The 4,474-nt window shown below is 66.7% G+C and carries 3 protein-coding genes and 3 pseudogenes; all 6 read right to left on the reverse strand.

Features of this window, described 5'->3' with window-relative positions; translation table 11 throughout:
• Nucleotides 1–669: pseudogene (locus AHiyo1_RS12640) on the reverse strand (3-oxoadipyl-CoA thiolase); the annotation flags it as partial.
• Nucleotides 670–741: 72 nt separating this feature from the next.
• Nucleotides 742–1,215, reverse strand: a complete 474-nt coding sequence (pcaC, locus tag AHiyo1_RS12645) for a 4-carboxymuconolactone decarboxylase (protein WP_059388802.1) — start codon at nucleotides 1,213–1,215, stop codon at nucleotides 742–744.
• Entirely contained in the window at nucleotides 1,212–2,027 is an 816-nt protein-coding gene (locus AHiyo1_RS12650) for an alpha/beta fold hydrolase (protein ID WP_059388803.1), read from the reverse strand. The genes pcaC and AHiyo1_RS12650 overlap by 4 nt, the downstream gene beginning before the upstream one ends.
• A pseudogene (locus AHiyo1_RS12655) lies at nucleotides 2,020–3,443 on the reverse strand (lyase family protein). The gene AHiyo1_RS12650 and the pseudogene AHiyo1_RS12655 overlap by 8 nt, the downstream one beginning before the upstream one ends.
• On the reverse strand, nucleotides 3,440–4,006 hold the full coding sequence (pcaG, locus tag AHiyo1_RS12660; RefSeq protein ID WP_059388804.1) for a protocatechuate 3,4-dioxygenase subunit alpha: 567 nt from the start codon (nucleotides 4,004–4,006) through the stop codon (nucleotides 3,440–3,442). The pseudogene AHiyo1_RS12655 and the gene pcaG overlap by 4 nt, the downstream one beginning before the upstream one ends.
• A gap of 3 nt (nucleotides 4,007–4,009) precedes the next feature.
• Nucleotides 4,010–4,474: pseudogene (locus tag AHiyo1_RS12665) on the reverse strand (dioxygenase family protein); the annotation flags it as partial.

The following is a 4,474-nucleotide window of genomic DNA, read 5'->3' on the forward strand; positions in this document are numbered from 1 at the left end:
CGAACCCGCCTAATGCCTTCGTCACGGACCAGCTCCGTGCCCGGAACCTGCGTCACCAGCTGGTCGTAGAAGCCCTCGTCCCACGCCGCGGCCGCGAGGTTGTGCGAGGCCGCGGCGAACTCGTCCTGGCGTTCCCGGGTGACTCCGTACTTCTCGCGCAGCCGCTCCGTGGCCTCGCCCAGGGAAATGGTCCATTCCTTCGGCATCGCCGGATTCACGAGGCGCCAGCCCAGCGTGGTCGAAGCCAGGGTCATGTCCCCGGCAGGGTACGGCTTGGACGTCTTGGGCAGCACCCAGGGTGCGCGCGACATGGACTCGGCCCCGCCCACGAGCATCAGCTCGGCGTCGCCGGCGTTGATCTGGCGGGAGGCGATGATGGCGGCGTCCAAGGATGACCCGCACAAGCGGTTGACCGTAGTGCCCGGGATCGACGTCGGGAGCCCGGCCAGCAGGGTGGCCATGCGGGCGACGTTGCGGTTCTCCTCGCCTGCGCCGTTGGCGTTCCCGAACACCACCTCGTCGATCCGCTCAACATCCAAAGCAGGGGCCCGCTTGACGGCTTCGCGCACCACGTGGGCAGCTAGGTCGTCCGGGCGCACCCCGGCAAGGCCGGAGCCGAAATTTTCCAAATGGTGTGCGCACGGCGTCGTACACATACGCCTGGTTCATGGGGTCTCCTCTAAGTTTCTGTGATCCCAACCAACTCGCATTAGATGTCGTTATGAGGGCTCAAAACGACATCTAATGCGAGTTAGTTGGGTGGGTGGGGGCTTCAGGGGCCGTGGGGGCTTCGGGGGTCGCGTCGAGCTCCGCGAAGACGCCTTGAGCGGTCTTGAATGCGGTGTTGGCGGAGGGAACTCCGCAGTAGATGGCGGTCTGCAGCAGGATTTCCTTGATCTCGTCCCTACTCAGCCCATTCGTGATGGCCGCGCGGATGTGCATGGCCAGTTCTTCCCAGTGCCCGTGCGCCACCATCGCGGTGATGGTGACGGCGGAGCGCATCTGCCGCGTCAGGCCGGGCCGGGTCCAGATGCCTCCCCAGGCGATGCGGGTGATCATGTCCTGGAAGTCTTCGGTGAATTCGTCCTTCTTGGCGTTGGCGCGGTCCACGTGCGCATCGCCGAGCACTTCGCGGCGGACCACCATGCCGGCGTCGTAGATTTCCTGCGAGCTAGCGTCGCGCTGAACGGCGCCTTGCGAAGAATCAGTGCTCATTTTCCGGCCTCCCTCATGAATGTCCGCATGAGGTCCGCGACGACGGCGGGCGCCTCCGCTGGCGCGAGGTGCCCGACGCCGTCGAGCGCAATAGCGATAGCGGTGCCGCCACCTGTGTTGAATCTGGTGTTGATGCCCGCGGCAATTTCTTCAGCGAACGACGGCGGCGCAACGGTGTCCTCGACGCCCGCCAGTGCCTGCGTGGGGACAGTGATGCTGCCGAGTTCCGCGCGGACGTCGAATCCGGCGAGGGCTTCACAGCAGAAGGCGTAGCTGAAGCGGTCGGCGTCCCGCAGGGCATGCAGGAGTCGGCTGCTGACCACGGGCTGACGATCCATGAAACCGGGGGCGAACCAACGCTGCGCGGAACCCTGGATCATCACCGCGGTTCCTTGCGCACGAACGGTTTCGGCGCGTTCCAGCCATCCTTCGGGAGTGCCTAGCTTCGCTCCGCTGCACTGCACGGACAGGGACTTGAGCCGTTCTCCGTGCTTGATGCCGAGCTGCAGTCCGGTGGCACCGCCCAGGGAATCGCCGGCGTAGTGGAACACGGCACCGGGCGCGATCGAGTCCACCAGGTCAATCACCGCGTCCGCGAGTTCGGCGACGCTGAACGTTTCGGAGGCCGCGGGCGAGACGCCGTGGCCGGGCAGGTCCCAGCCGATGACGTCGAACTCGTTGCCGAGCAGGGCTGCCGTCTCGGTCCAGAGCACGGTGGACGTTCCGAGCGAGGGCCCCACCACCAGGAGCGGCTTCTCCCCCAGCGTGCGCTGCGGGGACAGCAACACCGCCTTGACGATGGGTTTAGCCACGATCGGCTCCCTTCGGATTGGTGTGTGCGAATTCGGGGTACGCGGCGAGGATGCGGCGGCTGATCTCGGCTGCCTCGCCGACATAGTTCGCAGGATCCAGAAGTGCCTTCAGTTCCTCGTCGGACAGCTTGCCGGCCGGGACGGCCTCGCGGAGGAGCTTGGTGTAGATCCGGGCTTGCTCCGCTGCGGGTGCCTGCAGGGTCTCGTCGACGACGGCCTGCAGCTTGGCCTTCGCATCGCCCCTGTCCGCGCCGAGGAGCGGAGCAACGGAGGATGCGACGGCTTCGCTGAGGAGCAACGGCCCGGAGATTTCCAGGTTGCGGCGCATCGCCTCGGGGAAGACGCGGAGGCCTTCGGCGAGCTCGCGCAGCTGGGTGCTGCGCCGAGTGTGAGCCGAAGCAAGCCCCGCAGGGCAGGCCACTCGCTGTGCCAGGCACCGTCCGGGCGTTCGTCGTTGAAGTTCGTGGCTGCGACGTGCAGCTGCGCGGCCAAGCCAGGAGCCTGGAGCGCCGCGCTGCGGATCAGCACGGACAGCACCGGATTCTGCTTTTGCGGCATGGCCGATGAGACGCCGCGGCCCGCGGCAAGGGGTTCACCCAGCTCGGCAACTTCGGGGCGGCTGAGGAACAGCAGATCCGAGGCGATCTTGCCAAAGGAGTCCGTGAGGGAAGCCAAGGCGTCGCCGAGTCCCGTGACGGCCAGCCGGTTCGTGTGCCATGGAGCCGGAACGGGAGCGAGGCCCAGTTTCCCGGCCAAGGCATCGGCCAGAATAAAGGGGCTCGACGACGAGCCCTCCGCGAGCACGGTACCGGCAGCCAGGGTCCCACTGGCGCCGCCGAACTGGACAGGGAACTCCAGGGCTTCGAGGCGACGGGCCGCGGCGGCCACTCCGTGAAACCATTGCGCCGCCTTGAGACCGAAGGTGAACGGAAGCGCATGCTGCGTCAGGCTCCTACCCACGCACAGCGTGTCCGCATGCTGCTCCGCAAGGCCGGCGAGCGCCGTCGTCGTACCCTTTACCTCGGCGAGAAGGGCGGAAACCACGCGGTGCGCGAGCAGCATCAGGGCCGAATCCAGGACGTCCTGGCTGGTCAACGAGGTGTGCACGGCGGCAAGCGCGCTAGCGTCCAGCCCTTTGACCCTGCCCCGGAGATCGGCCAGCAGCGGAATGACCGGATTGGCGCCACCTTGTGCGCGTTCGGCGATGGAAGCGGCGTCGTAGGCCCAGGATTCCGTGGCCTCGGTGACGACGGCGGCAGAACCGGCCGGCGCGAAGCCCGCCTCTTCGAGCACGGATGCCCAGGCGGCTTCGACGTCGAGGATGGCCGCGATCACCGCACGGTCACCTGTCAGCGCCACGACGGCGGGCGACGCCGAAACCGGGCTGAGCAGCCCGAAATCGCCGTCGCCACTCACTGGGAGGCGCCTTCGAAGTCGAGAAAAACAGTCTCGTTCCGGCCCTGCAGGCGCAGATCCCACGTGAGTCCGCCATCCGCGTCGCGACGCGCGATCAGGGTCTTGCGGCGCTCGGGATCGAGGGAGTTGAGCAGCGGGTCGGCAGCGAGCGCTTCCTCGTTTTCCGGCAAGTAGATGCGGGTGAACAGGCGGTTCATGAGGCCACGCGCAAAAACGGCGACGGAAATGAACGGAGCCGCGCCCGCTTCGGTGGGGCCGGGGTTGACCGTGGTGAACGTGAACACACCGGAGTTGCCCACCGCGGCGCGGCCCCAACCGGTGAAGGTGTAGCCGTCGCGGACCAGGGAGCCGGTGCGCTGGACTACCTTGCCTTCGGAGTCCGGCTGCCAGATCTCCAGGATGGCGTCCGGGATGGCTTCTCCGGCGCCGTCATACACGGTGCCTTGCAGGCGGATGCTTCCGGCGCTGCCCGGGGCGAGGAGCTCGTTGTCCTTATTAAAGGGGAGCGCGTAGCCGTAGAACGGGCCAACGGTCTGGCCTGGTGTAGGTGTCAGCTTGCTCATGTTCTACTCCTCGTCCCCGGCGTCGCCAAAGGCTTCGTTTTCGGTCCAGGTCCGCTTCGAACCGCTCAGGACGATGTCCCAGTTGTAGCCAAGGGCCCATTCGGGGCTCGTCAGCTCGTGGTCGTACTTGGCGACGAGGCGGTCGCGGGCGTCCTGGTCCACGATCGATTGGTAGATGGGGTCCAGCGGGAACAACTGGTCGCCCGGGAAGTACATCTGGGTGACGATGCGCTGCGTGAAATCCGTGCCGAAGAGGGAGAAGTGGATGTGCGCCGGGCGCCAGGCGTTGAGGTGGTTCTTCCATGGGTAGGCGCCGGGCTTGATGGTGGTGAATCGGTAGGTGCCGTCCGGTCCGGTGATGCAGCGTCCGACGCCGGTGAAGTTCGGGTCGAGGGGGGCGGGGTGCTGGTCACGCTTGTGGATGTAACGGCCGCAGCGTTGGCCTGCCAGATCTCTACGAGTTGGCCG

Origin of the sequence: Arthrobacter sp. Hiyo1 (assembly GCF_001263615.2) — a bacterium.
Classification (GTDB): domain Bacteria; phylum Actinomycetota; class Actinomycetes; order Actinomycetales; family Micrococcaceae; genus Arthrobacter.